This is a genomic window from Isoptericola halotolerans (assembly GCF_013149785.1).
In the GTDB taxonomy this organism is placed as follows: Bacteria; Actinomycetota; Actinomycetes; order Actinomycetales; family Cellulomonadaceae; genus Isoptericola; species Isoptericola halotolerans.
The window spans coordinates 203,978-220,264 of record NZ_JABEZU010000003.1; the positions used below are offsets into that span (position 1 = coordinate 203,978).

Annotated in this window: 17 protein-coding genes; 13 read left to right on the top strand and 4 right to left on the bottom strand. The window is 74.0% G+C overall.

The features are described from left to right. Nucleotides 1-14: 14 nt before the first annotated feature. The 6 genes from HDG69_RS12925 (at nt 15) to HDG69_RS12950 (ending at nt 7,052) form a co-directional block, all read left to right on the top strand. Nucleotides 15-2,165 (top strand): primosomal protein N' family DNA-binding protein, encoded by a 2,151-nt coding sequence (locus tag HDG69_RS12925; RefSeq protein WP_171784232.1) that lies wholly within the window; start codon nt 15-17, stop codon nt 2,163-2,165. Continuing rightward, complete coding sequence (locus HDG69_RS12930; RefSeq protein ID WP_171784233.1) at nt 2,165-2,827, top strand: HAD family hydrolase; 663 nt, start codon at nt 2,165-2,167, stop codon at nt 2,825-2,827. Before HDG69_RS12925 ends, HDG69_RS12930 begins: the two co-directional genes overlap by 1 nt. Before the next feature lie 9 nt (nt 2,828-2,836). Then, the gene (fmt, locus tag HDG69_RS12935) at nt 2,837-3,808 is read left to right on the top strand and encodes a methionyl-tRNA formyltransferase (RefSeq protein ID WP_171784234.1); all 972 of its coding nucleotides are present in this window, start codon (nt 2,837-2,839) and stop codon (nt 3,806-3,808) included. Further along, complete coding sequence (locus tag HDG69_RS12940; protein WP_171784235.1) at nt 3,805-5,331, top strand: RsmB/NOP family class I SAM-dependent RNA methyltransferase; 1,527 nt, start codon at nt 3,805-3,807, stop codon at nt 5,329-5,331. The genes fmt and HDG69_RS12940 overlap by 4 nt, the downstream gene beginning before the upstream one ends. Before the next feature lie 205 nt (nt 5,332-5,536). Continuing rightward, the gene (locus HDG69_RS12945) at nt 5,537-5,791 is read left to right on the top strand and encodes a helix-turn-helix domain-containing protein (RefSeq protein WP_171784236.1); all 255 of its coding nucleotides are present in this window, start codon (nt 5,537-5,539) and stop codon (nt 5,789-5,791) included. Further along, entirely contained in the window at nt 5,772-7,052 is a 1,281-nt protein-coding gene (locus HDG69_RS12950) for a HipA domain-containing protein (protein ID WP_171784237.1), read from the top strand. Before HDG69_RS12945 ends, HDG69_RS12950 begins: the two co-directional genes overlap by 20 nt. Here the strand turns inward: HDG69_RS12950 and HDG69_RS19615 are convergent, their stop codons facing one another. Next, entirely contained in the window at nt 7,053-7,589 is a 537-nt protein-coding gene (locus HDG69_RS19615) for a GNAT family N-acetyltransferase (protein WP_171784238.1), read from the bottom strand. It abuts the gene before it with no gap. A gap of 186 nt (nt 7,590-7,775) precedes the next feature. On the opposite strand from HDG69_RS19615, the gene HDG69_RS12960 reads away from it, so the two are divergent. Both HDG69_RS12960 and HDG69_RS12965 read left to right on the top strand, forming a co-directional pair. After that, complete coding sequence (locus tag HDG69_RS12960; protein ID WP_171784239.1) at nt 7,776-8,183, top strand: YciI family protein; 408 nt, start codon at nt 7,776-7,778, stop codon at nt 8,181-8,183. A 4-nt stretch (nt 8,184-8,187) separates the two neighbouring features. Then, the gene (locus HDG69_RS12965; RefSeq protein WP_171784240.1) at nt 8,188-9,330 is read left to right on the top strand and encodes a DUF6596 domain-containing protein; all 1,143 of its coding nucleotides are present in this window, start codon (nt 8,188-8,190) and stop codon (nt 9,328-9,330) included. Nucleotides 9,331-9,348: 18 nt separating this feature from the next. Here the strand turns inward: HDG69_RS12965 and HDG69_RS12970 are convergent, their stop codons facing one another. Beyond that, nucleotides 9,349-9,774 (bottom strand): DUF1761 domain-containing protein, encoded by a 426-nt coding sequence (locus HDG69_RS12970; protein WP_171784241.1) that lies wholly within the window; start codon nt 9,772-9,774, stop codon nt 9,349-9,351. 57 nt (nt 9,775-9,831) lie between these two features. Between HDG69_RS12970 and rpe the strand changes: the two genes are divergently transcribed. After that, nucleotides 9,832-10,494 carry a ribulose-phosphate 3-epimerase gene (gene rpe / locus HDG69_RS12975; RefSeq protein ID WP_171784242.1) on the top strand — a complete coding sequence of 221 codons (663 nt, stop codon included), beginning with the start codon at nt 9,832-9,834 and terminating at the stop codon, nt 10,492-10,494. A gap of 36 nt (nt 10,495-10,530) precedes the next feature. Next, the gene (locus HDG69_RS12980; protein ID WP_171784243.1) at nt 10,531-11,019 is read left to right on the top strand and encodes a hypothetical protein; all 489 of its coding nucleotides are present in this window, start codon (nt 10,531-10,533) and stop codon (nt 11,017-11,019) included. Nucleotides 11,020-11,025: 6 nt separating this feature from the next. Here HDG69_RS12980 and mgtE read toward each other — a convergent pair whose 3' ends face one another. Further along, the gene (mgtE, locus tag HDG69_RS12985) at nt 11,026-12,372 is read right to left on the bottom strand and encodes a magnesium transporter (protein WP_171784244.1); all 1,347 of its coding nucleotides are present in this window, start codon (nt 12,370-12,372) and stop codon (nt 11,026-11,028) included. 187 nt (nt 12,373-12,559) lie between these two features. Between mgtE and HDG69_RS12990 the strand changes: the two genes are divergently transcribed. From HDG69_RS12990 to HDG69_RS13000, 3 genes are all read left to right on the top strand, one after another. Then, the gene (locus HDG69_RS12990) at nt 12,560-12,823 is read left to right on the top strand and encodes a phosphoribosyl-ATP diphosphatase (RefSeq protein WP_171784245.1); all 264 of its coding nucleotides are present in this window, start codon (nt 12,560-12,562) and stop codon (nt 12,821-12,823) included. A 96-nt stretch (nt 12,824-12,919) separates the two neighbouring features. Then, nucleotides 12,920-13,768: an ATP phosphoribosyltransferase gene (hisG, locus tag HDG69_RS12995; protein ID WP_171784246.1), complete on the top strand. Its 849-nt coding sequence runs from the start codon at nt 12,920-12,922 to the stop codon at nt 13,766-13,768. 4 nt (nt 13,769-13,772) lie between these two features. Further along, nucleotides 13,773-14,231 carry a PH domain-containing protein gene (locus tag HDG69_RS13000; protein ID WP_171784247.1) on the top strand — a complete coding sequence of 153 codons (459 nt, stop codon included), beginning with the start codon at nt 13,773-13,775 and terminating at the stop codon, nt 14,229-14,231. A 12-nt stretch (nt 14,232-14,243) separates the two neighbouring features. Here HDG69_RS13000 and HDG69_RS13005 read toward each other — a convergent pair whose 3' ends face one another. Then, nucleotides 14,244-16,055, bottom strand: coding sequence for a DEAD/DEAH box helicase (locus HDG69_RS13005; protein WP_171784248.1), 1,812 nt, complete (start codon nt 16,053-16,055; stop codon nt 14,244-14,246). Nucleotides 16,056-16,287: the final 232 nt, after the last annotated feature.

The following is a 16,287-nucleotide window of genomic DNA, read 5'->3' on the forward strand; positions in this document are numbered from 1 at the left end:
GGTTCCATGTCCTCGTGACGACCTCTGACGAGCCCGAGCAGCCCGCGCTGCTCGGGCTCGACGACGTCCCGGCCGCCCGGACGGGGCGCCGCCGGGCCCGCACGAAGGCACCTGCGGGGCCCGCCGACGTCGACCCGGTGGCGAGGGTGGTGCTCGACCTCGCACCGGCCCACCTGGACCGTGAGTTCGACTACCTCGTGCCCGCCCCGCTGGCCGACGACGCGCGGCCGGGGGTGCGGGTGCGCGCCCGCTTCGGTGCCCAGGAGGTCGGCGGGTTCCTCGTGGCCCGTGCCGCGACGTCGGACCACGACGGCCGGCTGGTCGCGCTGCGACGTGTCGTCTCGCCGGACCCGGTCCTGGCACCCGAGGTCCTGGAGCTCGCCCGGCGTGTCGCCGAGCGGTACGCGGGCACGCTCTCCGACGTGCTGCGGCTGGCGGTGCCGCCGCGGCACGCCCGCGTGGAGGCCGAGGTGCGTGACCTGCTGGCGGCCGAGGGGGTCGGCAGCGACGCGGGTGACACCACCCTGTCCGCGCCGCCCGCACCCTCCGCACCCACGGGAGACGGCTGGACGGCCGTCTGGGCGCCGTACCGCGGCGGTGAGGCCTTCTGCCGCCGGGTCCTGGCCGGGCAGTCCCCGCGGGCCGTGTGGACGCCCCTGCCGGGCCTGGAGCGCCACGGTGACCGGCCGGCGCAGACCCCGCACTGGACCGCGGCCGTCGCGCAGGCCGTGCGGGCGGCACTGTCCGGGGGCCGCCGGGCGCTCGTGGTCGTCCCCGACGCGCGCGACGTCGAGCGGGTCTGCGCCGCGCTGGCCGTCGCCGGGGTGGCCGACGTGGTGCGCCTGCAGGCCACCGACGGTCCGGCGCCGCGCTACCGGGCGTTCCTGCACGCGCGGCACGGTCTGGCCTCGGTCGTGGTCGGCACGCGTGCGGCGATGTTCGCCCCGGTCCCGCAGCTCGGTCTGGTCGTGCTGTGGGGCGACGGCGAGGAGACGCTGGGCGAGCCGCACGCCCCGTACCCGCATGCCCGGGACGTGCTCGCGGTGCGCAGCGAGCTGCAGGGTGCTGCGTTCCTGCTCGGCTCGCCCGGCCGGACCGTGCAGGCGCAGGCCATGCTGGCGGCCGGCTGGGCGCAGGAGATCGCCACCCCGCGCGACGTGCTGCGTGCCCGCGCACCTCGGGTGCGCGCGTTGACGTCGGTGGAGCTGGCGCGCGAGGGCGCGGGGGCGGCGGCCCGGCTGCCGAGCGCGGCCTGGCGTACCGCCCGTGAGGCGCTGGCCGAGGGGCCGGTGCTCGTCCAGGTGCCCCGCACCGGATACCTGCCGGTCGTGGCGTGCGCCCGCTGCCGCACGGCCGCCCGGTGCGGCCACTGCCACGGACCGCTCGGCATGCGCGGGGCGACCGCGGCACCGCAGTGCACGTGGTGCGGCCGCCTGGCCGGTGCCTGGCGGTGCGCCGAGTGCGGCCACGACCGGGTGCGCGCCGTGCGGGTCGGCTCGGAGCGCACCGCCGAGGAGCTCGGCAGGGCCTTCCCCGGCGTGCCGGTGCGCGTGTCGGCCTCCTCCGCGCCGGGCGGCATCCTCGACCGGCTGGAGGCGACGCCCGCGATCGTGGTCGCCACACCCGGTGCCGAACCGGTGCCCGACGACGGGTATGCGGCCGCGTTGCTGCTGGACGCCGCGGTGGCCACCGCCGGGACCGGGCTCGCCACCGCCACCGAGGCGGCGCACAGGTGGCTCGCCGCGGCCGGGCTCGTGCGCCCGGCGCCGCGAGGCCAGGTGCTGCTGGTGGGGGACGCGGCGCCGGCCCCGACCAGCGCCCTGGTGCGGTTCGACGCCCCGGGCCTGGCCGAGCGAGAGCTCGACGAGCGCCGCGAGCTCGATCTGCCGCCTGCGGTGCGGGTCGCCGCCGTCACCGGTGACCAGGCGGCCGTCGACGCCCTCGTGGGCCGTGTCGAGCTCGCCGACGGCGCGGCGGTGCTCGGGCCCGTCGACCTGCCCGACGACGGCGCGCGGCTCGAGGCCGCGGTGCGTGTGGTCGTGCGGGTTCCCCTGGCCCGGGGCGTCGACCTCGCCCGACAGCTACGCGCCTCCCTCGCGGTCCGGGCCGCCCGGCGTGAGGGGGGCGCCGTCCGTGTCCAGCTCGACCCTGCGGAGATGCTCTGATGACGAACCACCCGGCCCCCGGGCCTTCTTCCCGCGAGCGCGCCCAGCGTGACATCGACGCCGTGATCTACGACTTCGGCAACGTCCTGGTCGGCTGGGACCCCTACGGAGCCTTCGACGGGCTGGACCGGGCCGGCGTCGACGCCTGGATGACGGACGTCGACTTCGGGGCGTTCAACCTTGCCCAGGACGCCGGCCGCACGTGGGCCGAGGCCGTCGCCCATCTGGAGGCCCACCAGCCTCGTCTGGCCCCGATGGCCGCCCGGTACGCCCGGGAGTACGCCGGCACGCTGACCGGGCCGGTGGCGGGGTCGGCCGAGCTGGTCGCCGAGCTGGCCGCCGCCGGGGTGCGTCTGTACGGCCTGACCAACTGGGCTGCCGACACCTTCCACCACGCCGCCCCGGCCGCGCCCGCCATCGACCTGCTGCGCGACGTCGTGGTCTCCGGACGGGTGGGACTGGCCAAGCCCGACCCCGCGATCTTCCGCCTCGCGCTGGACCGGTTCGGCGTGGAGGCGGCCCGCACGGTGTTCGTCGACGACACGCTGCACAACGTCGAGGCCGCCCGCGCCGTCGGGCTGCACGCCGTGCACTTCACGGACACCGCCGCGCTGCGGGTGGCGCTGGCCGGTCTCGGTCTGCCCGTGACGACGCGGCCCTAGACTTGCACGGTGCGTCTGCTCTTCGCCGGAACCCCGGAACCTGCTGTCCCTGCGCTGCGTGCGCTGATCGACTCCTCCCACGAGGTCGTCGCCGTGCTGACGCGTGCCGACGCTCGCGCCGGGAGGGGGCGCCGCCTGGTGCCGAGCCCTGTGCGCGGCGCCGCTGAGGAGGCCGGGATCCCGGTGATCACGGACGCTCCCCGCGGCGATGAGTTCGTCGAGCGCCTGCGCGGCCTGGAGGTCGACGCCGCCCCCGTGGTCGCCTACGGGCACCTCCTGCGCCCCGACGTGCTGGCCGTGCCTCGCCACGGCTGGGTGAACCTGCACTTCTCGGTGCTGCCCGCCTGGCGCGGTGCCGCCCCCGTCCAGCACGCCGTCCTGGCGGGGGACGAGGTGACCGGTGCGACCACGTTCCTGCTCGACGAGGGCATGGACACCGGGCCGGTCCTCGGTACCACCACCGAGACGATCCGGCCCCGCGACACCTCCGGCGACCTGCTCGGCCGCCTGGCGACCTCCGGAGCGCAGCTGCTCGTGGCCACCCTGGACGCCCTGGAGGCCGGTGAGCTCTCCCCGCAGACGCAGCCCGCCGACGGGGCCTCGCTCGCCCCCAAGATCACGCGCGAGGACGCACTGGTGCGCTGGGCGGACCCGGCGCTCGCGGTCGACCGGCGCATCAGGGCGGTCACCCCCGCCCCCGGGGCGTGGACCACCCTGCCCGTCGACGGCGGTCCCAGCGACGGCGCAGCGCCCGGCGTGCGCCTCAACCTCGGTCCGGTCACCCCACGGCCCGAGGTCACCGGCCTCGCGCCGGGACAGGTGCGCGCCACCAAGGCGGAGGTGCTCGTCGGCACCGGAACCTGCGCCGTCGCGCTCGGCCAGGTCCAGCCCGTCGGCAAGAAGGCCATGGCCGCCGCGGACTGGGCCCGTGGTGCCGGCCGTGCCGTCGTCGACGCCGGTGTCCTGGGAGGTGCGCGATGACCGACGACCGCCGTGACGACCGTCGTGATGCTCGGGGACGCCAGCGTGGCGCCGCCCGCTCCCGCGGGCAGGGCCACCGCACCTCCCAGGCGCCCTCGCAGCGGCGCCGGGCCACCGACCCGGCCCGCACCGCCGCCTACGACGTGCTGCGCGAGGTCGACGCCTCGGACGCCTACGCCAACCTGGTGCTGCCGCCGCTGCTGCGTGAGCGCGGCATCGCCGGGCGCGACGCCGCCTTCGCCACCGAGCTCGCCTACGGCACCCTGCGCCTGCGCGGGCGCTACGACGCGATCCTGTCCCGCTGCGTCAGCAGACCCCTGGACCAGCTCGACCCCGAGGTCCTCGACGTGCTGCGCCTCGGGGCCCACCAGCTCCTCGGCATGCGGGTGCCCGCCCATGCTGCGGTCTCCGAGACCGTCGGGCTGTGCCGCGACCGGGTGGGGGCCGGTCCGGCCCAGATGGTCAACGCCGTCCTGCGGGCGGTGGGACGCACGAGCCTGTCCGACTGGCTCGACCGGATCCGCGCGGAGGCCCCGGACGAGACCACGGCGCTCGCGCTCACCGGCTCGCACCCGGTGTGGATCACCCGCGCCCTGCGCGAGGCCCTGCACGGCACCGGACGCTCCACCGACGAGCTCGCCGACCTGCTCGAGGCCGACAACACCGCCCCGCGCGTCACGCTCGTCGCGCGCCCCGGCCTCGTCGAGGCCGATGAGCTGACCGCCGGCGACCGGGAGGCCCGCCTGAGCCCGGGTCGGTGGGCGCCGACGGCCCACGTGCTTGCCTCCGGCACCGACCCTGCCGCCCTGCAGGCCGTGGGCGACGGACGCGCCGGCGTCCAGGACGAGGGCTCCCAGCTCGTCACCCTGGCCCTGGCCGCCGCACCGCTGGGAGGCCGCGACGAGCGCTGGCTGGACCTGTGCGCCGGCCCGGGCGGCAAGGCGGCGCTCCTCGGCGCGCTCGCAGCCGGGCGGGGCGCGCGCCTCGTGGCCAACGAGGTCCAGCCGCACCGCACCCGGCTCGTGCGCCAGGGGATGCGCGCCGTGCCCGACGACGCCGTGGAGGCGGTCCGGACCGGGGACGGGCGCGAGGTCGGTACCGAGGAGCCCGGTGCCTACGACCGCGTCCTCGTCGACGCCCCCTGCACCGGCCTGGGCGCGCTGCGCCGTCGTCCCGAGTCCCGATGGCGCCGCACGCCGGCCGACCTCGGCACGCTGACGGGTCTGCAGTCCGAGCTCCTCGGTTCTGCGCTGGACGCCGTGCGGCCCGGGGGAGTGGTGGCGTACGTGACCTGCTCGCCGCACCTCGCCGAGACGCGCCTGGTGGTCGACGACGTGCTGCGCCGCCGCGAGGACGTCGAGCGCCTGGACGCGCGCGCCGTGGTGCGCGACGTGCTCGTCCCGGGCGCCGAGATCGACCTCGGGGCCGACGACGGCGGAGCGGGTGGCCTGGACGTCCAGCTCTGGCCGCACGTGCACGGCACCGACGCGATGCACCTGACGCTGCTGCGCCGGACGGCCTGAGCAGACCCTCGCCGCGACGACGCGGTCGTCGACCGGGTCTCCGCGGCGACGGACGAACCCTGCGACCGTGGCGGGGGCGATGGTGAGGGTCTGCTGCAACGGCTCACACACCCCGTCAGGTTTTCCTTGCCACCTCGGCCAGTGTCGGGATAACCTGACCACCCTGGACGTTGCCGCGAAAACCTGTCACAGGAGAGGTGCTGTCATGCCCGAGAGCGCACGCTGGACGCACGCACGCAGTTCTCGTGACATCGGCCGGTTCGTCCAGCAGGCCCGCCGACGTCGCGGCACCAGCCAGGCGGCGCTCGCGGATGAGCTTGGACTGACCCGGCAGTATGTGTCCGAGGTCGAGTCCGGCGCCGGGAATCTCTACATCACCCGGCTGTTCGAGATGTTCGACGAGCTCGGCATCGACGTGCGCCTCGCCGAAAGGACCAGGGATGGCAGCGACGGAGATTGACGCCTGGCTCTACGGCAGCCGGATCGCCCGCTTCACCTCTCGCCGGACGGCGAACAGTGTGCCTCGGGCCGATCTCGTCTGGGACCCGGGCGCGGCCGACCGCTGGGGCTACGGATCGCGGATCCTGTCCCACCTGCTGCCGATCGAGCAGGACTCGCCACCCTCGCCCGCACGCGCCAGCGCCTGGCTCGACGGCCTCATGCCCGAGGGGCGTGTGCGCGACAACATGGCGATGGAGGCGGGGGTCGATCCCGAGGACGCCGTCGGCTTCTTCGGCGCGTACGGCGGCGACACGGTCGGTGCGTTGGAGTTCGTGGCGGCGGACTTCAGCCCGCGGCGTCACCCGCAGGAGCCGGTCCTGCTCGACGACGACGGGGTCGGCGCACTGCTGCGCGAGACGCTGGCTCGCGCCGGTGGGCAGGGCCGCAGCCAGCACCTGACCAGCTCGCTGCCCGGCATGGAACCCAAGATCGGGCTCGTCCACGCCGACGGCACGTGGTCCCGGGCGTCGCCCGACCAGCCGACCACGCACATCCTCAAGGTCGCACGCGCCGCTGACTCGCCCACAGCCGACCTCGTCGACACCGAGGCGGCGGCGCTCGACCTCGCCCGGCGCATCGGCCTGACCACGATCGACGCCCGCGTCGAGACGTTCGACGACATGCGGTGCATCGTGGTCTCCCGCTACGACCGCGTGCCCGATGCCGACGCGCCCGGCGGGCTGCGTCGCATCCACCAGGAGGACGCCGCCCAGGCGCTCGGGATCAACACCCGCGACCCGGAGCGCAAGTTCCAGCACGGACGGGCGCTGCCCTCGTTGGCCCGGATCGCCCAGGTGCTGCGCGACGACGGGGCGCGGCCGGACCCGCTCCTGGCGCTGACCGCGCTGAACCTCGCCGTCGGGAACACCGACGCCCACGCGAAGAACATCTCGATGCTGCGTCGCCAGGACGGCACCGTGGCTCTCGCCCCCGCCTACGACGTCTCGATGCACCTGCACCACTCCCACGCCTCGCGCGTCTTCGCGATGGACGTCGCCGGCGAGCGGGACATGGATGCGATCACGGGGGCGCACCTCGTCGCCGAGGGCGTCGCGTGGGGCCTGCCCCGCCGACGGGCGGCACGCGTCGTGACGCGGACCCTCGACGACCTCAGGGCGGCGCTGGGCGAGATCGACCGGGACATGCACCCGGGTGTCCCGGTCGAGGCATGGCGCACGGTGGTCGACCGCACGGACACGCTGCGCCGTGCGGTCGACTGATCAGTGCAGCGATCGCTGGAGCAGCATCGTGCTGACGCTCCGGCCGTGCTTGACTCCGACGTCGTGCAGGGTGCCGACCACCTCGAAGCCCAGGCGCCGGTGCAGCGGCAGCGACCCGGCGGCCGCGGGGTCGTCGGCGACGACGGCGATGAGCTGCCGCACGCCGGCCAGCGAGCAGGCGTCGATCAGCGCCGAGAGGAGCCGGGTGCCCGTCCCGCGACCCTGGGCGGCGGGGGAGAGGTAGATCGTCGTCTCGGCGGTGTGACGGTAGGCGGCCTTCGGGCGCCACGGGGCGGCGTAGGCGTACCCCACGACGGCGCCGTCGACCTCCGCGACGAGGAACGGCAGCCCGCGGCCGGCCAGGTCGTCGAGGCGGGCCTGCCAGATCTCCGCCCCGGGCGGTTCCTCGTCGAACGTCACGGCGGTGCCGAGCACGTACGGCTCGAGGACGGCGGCGACGGCGGGCAGGTCGTCCCGCCTCGCGGCGCGGACGACGGGCCGGGTGTCCGGGGAGGCAGGGCGTGCTGAGGTGTTCACGGCGCGAGCGTAGTGCGCCGGTGACGGATGCAGAGGTTGATCGGCGCCGTGCGAGCGCCGCGACCCGGACTCGACCAGGATGGGACCCGACCAGGAGAGGTCCTGACCGGATGTCGAGAACGCGGACCGGGCTGCGTCCCCGTGGTGAGAGCGGCTACGAGAGCCGTCCCGACGAAGGAGAGCGCGATGACCAAGTACCTGCTGCTCAAGCACTACCGCGGCGCACCGACGGCCGTGAACGACGTCCCGATGGACCGGTGGACGCCGGACGAGGTGTCCGCCCACATCCAGTACATGAACGACTTCGCCGCGCGGCTCGAGGCCACGGGCGAGTACGTGGACGGCCAGGCCCTCTCGCCGGAGGGCATGTTCGTCCGGTACGACGGCGAGGGGCGGCCCCCGGTCACCGACGGGCCGTTCCCGGAGACCAAGGACCTCATCGCGGGATGGATGGTCATCGACGTCGAGGACCACGACCGTGCCGTCGAGCTGGCCGGCGAGCTGTCGGCTGCTCCCGGCGCCGGCGGCGAGCCGATCCATGAGTGGCTCGAGGTGCGCCCGTTCCTGACCGCACCGCCGACCATCACGGAGTGAGGCCGTGGACGACACCCTGCTGAGAACCCTCACGCCCAGGGTGATCGGCGTCCTCTGCCGTCGCGGAGCCGACTTCGCGACGGCAGAGGACGCCGTGCAGGAGGCTCTCCTGGAGGCCGTGCGACGGTGGCCCCACGACCCGCCGCGCGACCCGCAGGGCTGGCTCGTCACCGTCGCCTGGCGCAAGTTCCTCGACGCCGTCCGCGCGGACATGTCGCGACGACGGCGCGAGGAGCAGGTCGAGGCCGAGCCCCCGCACGGGCCGGGTGCGGCGTCCGACGACACCCTCCGCCTGTACTTCCTGTGCACCCACCCGACCCTGACGCCCTCGTCGGCCGTCGCGCTGACGCTGCGTGCGGTCGGTGGCCTCAGCACGCGTCAGATCGCCCAGGCCTACCTGGTCCCCGAGGCGACGATGGCGCAGCGGATCAGCCGGGCGAAGCGCGCCGTGTCGGGCGTCCGTCTCGACCGACCCGGCGACGTCACCACCGTGCTGCGCGTGCTCTACCTCGTCTTCAACGAGGGGTACACCGGTGACGTGGACCTCGCGGCCGAGGCGATCCGGCTCACCCGTGAGCTGCGGGCGATGGTCGACGCCCCGGAGGTCTCGGGCCTGCTCGCCCTGATGCTCCTGCACCACGCCCGACGCCCGGCACGGACCCGGGCCGACGGGAGCCTCGTGCCCCTCGCCGAGCAGGACCGCGGACAGTGGGACACGGAGCTGATCGCCGAGGGGGTCGAGGTCCTCCAGGCGGCGCTCGTGCGTGACCGGCTGGGCGAGTACCAGGCACAGGCAGCCGTCGCGGCGCTGCACGCCGACGCGCGGACGGTCGCGGAGACCGACTGGGTGCAGATCGTCGAGTGGTACGACGAGCTGGTGCGCCTCACCGAGAACCCGGTGGCACGGCTCAACCGTGCCGTCGCCGTCGGCGAGGCGGACGGGGCGCGGGCCGGGATGGCCGCGCTGTCCGAGCTCGACCCCGGCCTGCCGCGGTTCACGGCAGCGGCAGCCTACCTGCACGAGCGCGACGGCGACCGCGCGACCGCAGCGCGCCTGTACGCGCAGGCCGCCGGGACGGCGACGAGCGCGGCCGAACGTGACCACCTGACCCGTCAGGCGGCTCGGCTCCACGTCGAGCGTGCGTGAGCGTGGTGCTCGGTGGTGTCAGACGCCGGCGGGCGGCCATGATCCGATGATCACGGCCATGACGGCGAACGTCACCAGCTCGTGGGCGACGTTCAGGATGGTCAGTCCGCGCGGGCGTCCCTCGAAGGCGTCGTGGGTGACGAACCGCGCCGCGGTGAACCCCGCCCAGAGGAAGCCCGCCGTCGCGAGGGCGGCGGCGAGGAAGCCCCCGCCGTAGAACTCCCAGGCGATGTAGGTCGCGCCGGCCAGTACCCAGGCGGACACGAAGCTGACGATCACGGTGACGAGGATCGGGCCGACGGCGCTTCCCTGCTTGTCCGGGTCGACGTGCGCGAGGCGCATCCACCTGTTCCCGAAGACCTTCGGCGTGTACCAGATCGAGCCGACGACCATGGTGGAGACCGTGGCCACCACGACGGCCCAGTAGTTGATGTCGGGAACCATGCGATGCTCCTTCGCTCGCGCACTTACCAGAAGGCGACCGGCCCTACGCTGGGCATCATGGCAGCCTTGATCAACCCGAGCATCCTGTCGGCCGACTTCGCCAACCTGGAGCGGGACCTGCAGCTCATCGCCGGCGCGGACTACGCGCACGTCGATGTCATGGACAACCACTTCGTGCCCAACCTGACGCTCGGCCTGCCCGTGTTCGAGCGGCTGGCGCAGGTGTCGCCGGTGCCGCTCGACGGCCACCTCATGATCGAGGACCCCGACCGGTGGGCTCCAGCGTTCGCCGAGGCGGGCGCGGCGTCGGTCACGTTCCACGCCGAGGCGGCGCAGGCACCGGTCCGGCTCGCCCGTGAGCTGCGCCGCCTGGGCGCGCGGGCGGGGGTGGCGCTGCGGCCCGCGACACCGGTGGAGCCCTTCCTGGACCTGCTGGCAGAGGTCGACATGATCCTCGTCATGACCGTCGAGCCAGGGTTCGGGGGGCAGTCGTTCATCGAGGGCACGTTGCCCAAGATCCGGCGTGCCCGGCAGGCCGTCAGCGAGTCCGGCCTGGACGTGCACATCCAGGTCGACGGGGGAGTCTCCCGGGACACGATCGAGCGCGCCGCCGACGCCGGCGCCAACGTCTTCGTCGCAGGCTCGGCGGTGTTCGGTGCGGAGAACGTCCCGGCAGAGATCGGGGCGCTCCGCGACCTGGCGAGCCGGCACACGAACTGACGCAAGGACGACGGCTTTCGCGACATCTTCCTGGGTATGAGGACGAAGGACGCGCACATCCCGGGCGGAGCAGGACTCGCCGCCGTCGCAGCCCTCACCATCGCCGCATGTGGTGCCGGTGACGGTGACGAGACGTGCTTCGACTGGGCGGTGCACGACACCCCGGTGCAGGCCGCGCAAGACGCCCTGGTGGTCCGCGGCGCCGTCGTCGGTGCGGCGGGGGAGGGCGCGGCCTGGGGCGTGCGCGCGGCGCGGTGGGACGTCGCCGTCGACGAGGTGCTCGCCGGCGAGGGCGTCGAGGCAGGTCAGCAGGTCACGGTGCTGTCCTCGCCGGAGACCTGCAACGGCGGGCGCGGCCCCTACCCGGTGGGTGACCCCCTCGACGTCGACGGTGAGGTCGTCGTCCTCCTGCACGACGACGCCGAGCTCGGGTTCCGGACGGTCACGCCGTTCGACGGCGTCGTTGCCGTCGGGCCCGGCGGGGACCTGCCCGCGCGGTGGCCGTCGGACCACCGCCGTCCGTGACGGGACCTAGATGCCCAGCACGGCTCGGGCGATGAGGAAGTAGACGATGAGCCCCGTCGCGTCGATGAACGTCGTGATGAACGGGTTGGAGAAGACCGCGGGGTCGACCCGGAGCTTGCGCGCCACGATCGGCATCACGCCCCCGACCGAGGCGGCGAGCGTGCACACGGCGACGAGGGTCAGGCCGACCACCAGGCCGATGTCGGTCCCGTAGAGCAGTCCGACGACCGCGAGCCCGAGCGCGCCGAGCAGGGTGCCCAGCAGCAGCCCGACCCGGACCTCCCGGCCCAGCACGCGCAGCACGTCGCGAGGGCGGACGTCGTCGAGCGCCAGGGCCCGCGTGATCGTCGTGGCTGCCTGGTTGCCGGTGTTCCCGCCCGTGCCGATCAGCAGCGGGACGAACAGGCTCAGGACGACCATCCGCTCGAGCGTCTCCTCGAAGACGCCGAGCACCTGGACGGTCAGCGAGGCACCGACGGCCAGGGCGAGCAGCCAGACCACCCGAGCGCGCACGACGGCGGTGATCGGCGTCGCCAGGTAGGGCCGACGCAGCGGTTCGGCACCACCGGAGCGTGCGGCGTCCTCCGACTCGGCCTCCTCGAGGATCGACAGCGCGTCGTCGACCGTCAGGATGCCGACGAGACGCGACTCGTTGTCCGTCACGGGCAGGGCGAGCAGCTTGCGGTCTGCGCACTCACGGGCCGCGAGCTCGGCGTCGGCCGTGGCCAGGACCGCGAACGGCTCGTTCATGACGGACTCGATCGTGTCGCCCGGGGATGCCCGCAGCACGTCACGCAGGCTCACGACGCCGACCAGCCGCCGGCTGTGGTCCACCACCGGCACGGTGTAGATCGTCTCGGCGTCGTCGAGCCGGAGCCGGATCCGCTGCAGGGTGTCGCCGACGGTCGTGCCGGGTGAGGTGGTGGCGTACTCGGGGCTCATGCGCCGGCCGATGGACCGCTGCGGGTAACCGAGCACGGCCGACGTCATGTCGCGCTCGTGCTGGGGGAGCCCGCGCAGCAGGCGGTGGGCCACCTTGGCGGGCAGCTCGTCCAGGAGGGGGACGCGATCGTCCGGGTCCAGGTCCATGAAGAGCCGTGCGACCTCGTCGTCCTGCAGGGCGTGCACGAGCTCTCCCTGCAGGACCGGGTCGAGGCCCTCGAAGACCTCGAGGGCCACGTCCTTGGGCAGGAGCCGGTAGAGGACGGCGCGGTCGCGGCGACCGAGCCGCTCGAGGACGTCGATGACGTCGACGGGGGAGAGGCCGGCGAGCGTCCTGCTCGCGGCCGTGAGCCGACCTTCGGCCAGGTCGTCCTCGACGGAGGTGATGAAGTCGTCCTCGCGGGTCGTCACGGGAGGCCTCCGTCCGGGGTGGTTCGCCGCGCAGGTGATGACGGCGCGATCGGGGGTCAGGCTATCCGATCCGGTGCGGGAGGCTTCGAGATAAATAGTGTGCCAAGCGCATCCTGACACTGTGACCTCCGTCCCGTAGGACGAAACCCCGCACGGACGACAGGGGGTCGGCGTCTAGGCTGGCGACGTGAAGACCTTCGACTCCCTGTTCGCCGAGCTGTCCGAGAAGGCCCGATCCCGACCTGCCGGGTCCGGGACGGTCGCCCAGCTGGACGCCGGCGTGCACGCGATCGGCAAGAAGATCGTCGAGGAGGCTGCCGAGGTGTGGATGGCGGCCGAGCACGAGTCCGACGAGGCCGCCGCCGAGGAGATCTCGCAGCTGCTGTATCACCTGCAGGTGCTCATGGTGGCCAAGGGACTCACCCTGGAAGACGTGTACGCGCATCTGTGAGCGCCCGGCGGGCCGTCGGCGCCCCGACCCCGCCGCAGCGCGTGCTCCTGACCGCACCACCGTCGTCGTCCCGCCCGATCCGAACGAGGTAATCCGTTGCTCCGCATCGCCGTCCCCAACAAGGGGTCGCTGTCCACGCCCGCCGCCGAGATGCTGCGGGAGGCCGGCTACCGCCAACGCCGCGACACCCGCGAGCTCGTCCTCGCCGACGCCGACAACGACGTCGAGTTCTTCTTCCTGCGCCCCCGTGACGTCGCCGTGTACGTCGGTTCGGGCACGGTCGACGTCGGGATCACCGGGCGTGACCTGCTCCTGGACTCCGACGCCGGCGCGATCGAGCACCTGCCGCTCGGTTTCGCGGGGTCCACGTTCCGTTTCGCGGCGCCGGCCGGCACCGTCGAGACGGTCGAGCAGATCGCGGGGAAGCGGGTGGCGTCGTCGTACACCACGCTGGTCCGCGCACACCTGGCGGAGCGCGGCGTCGAGCCCGCTGCGATCGTGCACCTCGACGGTGCCGTGGAGAGCTCGGTGCGGCTCGGCGTCGCGGACGTCATCGCCGACGTCGTCGAGACCGGTACCACGCTGAAGGCTGCCGGTCTGGACGTCTTCGGGGAGCCGATCCTGCGTTCCGAGGCCGTGCTCATCCGGCGGTCCGGGGAGGGCGTCCCCGACGGCCTGGACATCCTCACCCGTCGGCTGCAGGGCGTGATCACCGCACGCGAGTACGTGCTGCTCGACTACGACGTGCCGATGGAGCTGCTGGACGCGGCCGTCGCCGTCACCCCGGGCTTCGAGTCGCCCACCGTGTCCCCGCTGCACAACGGGCAGTCCGCGGCCGTGCGGTCGATGGTCCGGCGCTCCGAGACCAACCAGGTCATGGACGCGCTGTACGACGTCGGTGCCCGCGGGATCCTCGTGACCCTGATCCACGCCAGCCGCCTGTAGAGCCATGTCCGACGACGACGCGCGCACCCGCTTCCGGACCTTCCGTCCGTGGTGGGCGCGCGTCGCCGTGGCCGTGACGGGCCTCGTGGCCGTGGGAGGCAGCCTGCTCGTCGGGCTCCTCTCGGAGCAGGGCGTGCTCCTGGGGCCCGGCACACGGCTGACCTTCGTGGCGTTCGCCGTGGGGGCGGCGTGGCTGCTGTGGAGGCTCGGTGGCGTCCACGCACGGCCGGACCAGCACGGCCTGACCGTGCGCAACGTGGCCAGGTCGCGGCGCGTCGCCTGGGAGGAGATCGTCGGTGTCCGGCTGACCATGAACGACCCGTGGGTGGTGCTGGACCTGTCAGACGGGAGCACGCTCGCCGTCATGGGCATCCAACGTGCCGACGGCGAGCGGGGGATGGCGGAGGCCCGCCGGCTGCAGGACCTGGTCCGGCAGCTCGGCGAGGCCTCCGAGGAGCCCTGAGGCTCCGTTCGTTCAGTGGGCGGCGTGCGCCGGGCGGCGCTCCGTGCGCGGGGCGCGCCGCTCCGGGGCGCCCTTGTCGACGGAGATCCGCAGCTGGCGGCCGGCCACGTTGGCGCGGCCGATGCGGTTCATCGTCGCGTCGTCGAGCGGCTTGGTGATGTCGACCAGCGAGAAGTTGCCGAAGATGTCGATCTTGCCGATGTCGCCACCGCGCAGACCGCCTTCGTTCGTCAGCGCACCGACGATCCCGCGCGGCTGCGCGCCGTGGGTGTGCCCGACGGCGATGCGGTAGCGCGTGCCGTCGGCCGGGCGGCGGATGCCGCGCGCGCCCTCGGCGCGGTCGGCCCGGGGGTGACGGCGGGTCCGGTCACCGTCGCGGTCGGTGCGCTCGGCGCGGTGGGTCTCGCGCGTCCGGCCGCCCTTGACCTCGGCGCGCTCCTTCTCGTGCTCCGCCTGAGCGGCGCTGTGCGCGGGGCCGTCGTCGCCGACCGCGAGCGCCAGGAGCGCCGCGGCGACCTGAGCGGCGTCGGGTGCGGTGCCGTCCTCGCGGGGGGCGAGGTGCTCGCTCAGGAGCTCGGTGTACAGGTCGAGGCGTCCGGACTCGAGGCGGGCGGGCACGGTGCCCAGGATGGTGCGGGCGCGGTGCGCGGAGACGTCGCGGGGCGAGGGGATCTCCGCCTCGGTGAGCTTGGCGCGGATGGTGCGCTCGATGTGCTTGAGCTTGCCGCGCTCGTGCGGGGTGACGAACGACAGGGCCTTGCCGGTGCGTCCGGCGCGGCCGGTGCGGCCGATGCGGTGGACGTAGGCCTCGGCCTCGCGGGGGATGTCGAAGTTGACGACGAGGCCGATGCGGTCGACGTCGAGACCGCGGGCGGCGACGTCCGTGGCCACGAGGACGTCGAGGGAGCCGTTGCGCAGCCGCTCGACGATCTTCTCGCGCTCCTTCTGGGCGACGTCGCCGGAGATGGTGGCGGCCGAGACACCGCGCTCGACGAGCGCGACCCCGACCTCCTCGGCGGCGGCGCGCGTGCGGGTGAACACGATGGTGGCGTCCGCCTCGGACGTGGCCAGCACGCGCACCAGCGAGCCGACCTTGTGGCGGAACGGCACGACGGCGTAGGTCTGCTCGACGGCGGTGACGGTGCTGGACTGCCGGGAGACGGCGACCTGGACCGGGTTGTTCAGGTGGGTGTCGGCGACGGCGCGGATGGCCGGCGGCATGGTCGCGGAGAACAGGGCGACCTGGCGCTCGGTGGCTGCCTGGCCGAAGATCTTCTCGACGTCCTCGGCGAAGCCCATGCGGAGCATCTCGTCGGCCTCGTCGAGGACGAGGAACTTGACGGTGTCGAGGTGGAGCGAGCCGCGCTCGAGGTGGTCCATGACGCGGCCCGGGGTGCCGACGACGACGTGGACGCCGTCGCGCAGCGCGCGCTGCTGGGGCACGTAGGGGGCACCGCCGTAGACGGGCAGGACGCGCAGGCCGGGCAGGTGGGTGGCGAAGCTCTCGACGGCGTCGGCGACCTGCATCGCGAGCTCACGGGTGGGGGCCAGGACCAGCGCCTGGACGTGACCGCGGGAGACGTCGGCGGCGGCGTCGACCGCTGCCAGGAGCGGGAGGCCGAAGGCTGCGGTCTTGCCGGTGCCCGTCTGGGCGACGCCGGTGATGTCGCGGCCGGACAGCAGGGCGGGGATCGCCTCTGCCTGGATGGGGGAGGGGGTGGTGAAGCCCAGGTCGTCGACGGCCTTCTGCAGCGCTGCGGGAAGGTTCAGGTCGGCGAAGGTGGTCTCGGGCTCGGTGGGCAGGGTGGAGTCAGGGGTGCTCATGGCAAGGTGACCGTTCGTCGGGTGCGGGGGGAGTCCTGCCACGCCCTGGGGCGCGGCGGTCGCTCGGTCCCGGACACACACCTGCACCTGGCTTGATCTGTACTGCTGGGGCCAGGGCCTACGAACACGCGGGAAGACGACGAACTCCGAATGGATTGTCCTCATCGTACGGGTCCTGGTCGTCCGATGGCAGGGGTCGGCGCGGTGAGTTTGCCCACTGCGCGGCGTCCTG

What these genes read in the sequence shown, in the direction of transcription:
- HDG69_RS12930 (WP_171784233.1), top strand. Translation starts at nt 2,165, where the DNA reads ATGACGAACCACCCGGCCCCCGGGCCTTCTTCCCGCGAGCGCGCCCAG.
- HDG69_RS13000 (WP_171784247.1), top strand. Translation starts at nt 13,773, where the DNA reads ATGTCCGACGACGACGCGCGCACCCGCTTCCGGACCTTCCGTCCGTGG.
- HDG69_RS12950 (WP_171784237.1), top strand. Translation starts at nt 5,772, where the DNA reads ATGGCAGCGACGGAGATTGACGCCTGGCTCTACGGCAGCCGGATCGCC.
- HDG69_RS12980 (WP_171784243.1), top strand. Translation starts at nt 10,531, where the DNA reads ATGAGGACGAAGGACGCGCACATCCCGGGCGGAGCAGGACTCGCCGCC.
- HDG69_RS12960 (WP_171784239.1), top strand. Translation starts at nt 7,776, where the DNA reads ATGACCAAGTACCTGCTGCTCAAGCACTACCGCGGCGCACCGACGGCC.
- HDG69_RS13005 (WP_171784248.1), bottom strand. Translation starts at nt 16,055, where the DNA reads ATGAGCACCCCTGACTCCACCCTGCCCACCGAGCCCGAGACCACCTTC.
- HDG69_RS12940 (WP_171784235.1), top strand. Translation starts at nt 3,805, where the DNA reads ATGACCGACGACCGCCGTGACGACCGTCGTGATGCTCGGGGACGCCAG.
- HDG69_RS12970 (WP_171784241.1), bottom strand. Translation starts at nt 9,774, where the DNA reads ATGGTTCCCGACATCAACTACTGGGCCGTCGTGGTGGCCACGGTCTCC.
- rpe (WP_171784242.1), top strand. Translation starts at nt 9,832, where the DNA reads ATGGCAGCCTTGATCAACCCGAGCATCCTGTCGGCCGACTTCGCCAAC.
- HDG69_RS12945 (WP_171784236.1), top strand. Translation starts at nt 5,537, where the DNA reads ATGCCCGAGAGCGCACGCTGGACGCACGCACGCAGTTCTCGTGACATC.